Source organism: Pseudomonas sp. P5_B2, assembly GCF_056400445.1.
The window spans coordinates 1-1,583 of record NZ_JBFULH010000814.1; the positions used below are offsets into that span (position 1 = coordinate 1).

Genomic DNA, 1,583 nt, shown 5'->3' on the forward strand with positions numbered 1-1,583 from the left:
GTGCACCCCAAGCGGACTCGAACGGGCAAGGTCAGGATCTAAATGTATATCGAGAGGATCGTACTTGGCAGCAAAGGCGATAATTTGTTCCGTTGTGATAGGAACAGATTGCTTGGCTGTCCACGTTCTACCTGGGGTGAGGTCTTCCCAATACAGCTCTTTCTCTGCCACGGTATCTCCTGGATTTTGTAGCGTTAAACTCGCGACAAGCCAGCCCCTTCGACATGATCAACTGTTAGGGGCCGGTAGTTCACAGACAAATCCTTTGCGCAAAAAAGATTTCCGAGGCGAAGCGGGAGACTTATTACAGCCAGTCAACGCTCCTCTATGAGAGGAGTTCGATAGCAATCGCGGTCGACTCGCCGCCGCCAATGCACACAGAAGCGATGCCACGCTTTAGCGTGTTCTGCCTCAAGGCATTTATCAACGTAACAACAACACGCGCGCCTGAGGCGCCAATCGGGTGCCCCAAAGCGCATGCCCCACCGTGGACATTTAATTGCTCATGTCCGACGTTCAAGTCTCGGATAACAACCATGGGAACCACGGCAAAGGCCTCATTGATCTCAAAGAGATCAACATCGTTTATTGACCAGTTGGTTCGCTCGAGCAAGCGTTTAATCGCACCGACCGGAGCGGTGGCAAAGAGGCCCGGAGCGTGCGCGTAAGATGCATGACCTGCTATCCGGGCCAACGGTGTAAGGCCCCTACGCTCAGCTTCAGACAAGCGCATCAGCACGAGGGCAGCTGAGCCATCCGAAATAGAGCTGGAGTTCGCAGCAGTCACCGTCCCGCCTTCGCGAAAAGCAGGTTTCAACGTAGAAATTTTGTCGATCCGGGCCTTACCTGGTTGTTCATCGCTTTCAATCGAAACCGTCTCACGGCCAGATGAAGCCAGCACAGGGACAATCTCGTCCTGAAAACGCCTTTCGGTGATTGCCTTCTGCGCTCGCGTCAACGAGCTGATCGCAAACTCATCCTGCTGGCTTCGAGTGAATCCATAACTCTGAGCACAGTCTTCGGCGTATGTGCCCATGAGCCGGCCTTTCTCGTAGGCTTCTTCCAACCCATCGAGAAACATATGATCAATAATTTTGCTGTGGCCCATTCGATAACCTGACCGAGCTCGCTCCAACAGGTAGGGAGCGTTTGACATGCTTTCCATACCTCCGGCAACCACCACCTCCGCGCTCCCGGCGTGGAGAAGGTCATGGCCGAACATCAGCGCTTTCATGCCAGAGCCGCACATCTTGTTGACTGTTGAGCACACCACTTGCTCCGGGAGATTCGCCAACAGGGCAGCTTGGCGAGCCGGAGCCTGGCCTTGCCCAGCTTGTAGCACGCATCCCATGATGACCTCGCCAATGTCACTGGGCTGCAGGCTGGCTCGTTCCACGGCGGCACGAATTGCAACTGCACCCAGCTGCGCAGCGGTGACTTCCTTGAAATTCCCAAGAAAGCCTCCTAACGGAGTTCGGACAGCACTGACAATGACGATAGGGTCGGTATGGCTCATAACTGAATCCTCTGTTTCATGTTGGGGGGCTTGTGCCCGTTCACAGACTTTTAGCTCGATCTATTTC

At 54.3% G+C, this 1,583-nt stretch carries 1 protein-coding gene; it reads right to left on the reverse strand.

Going from position 1 to position 1,583, the window contains the following annotated elements; genetic code table 11:
* Positions 1-325 precede the first annotated feature (325 nt).
* Positions 326-1,516, reverse strand: coding sequence for an acetyl-CoA C-acyltransferase (locus AC1DRJ_RS27050; RefSeq protein ID WP_477804847.1), 1,191 nt, complete (start codon positions 1,514-1,516; stop codon positions 326-328).
* Positions 1,517-1,583: the final 67 nt, after the last annotated feature.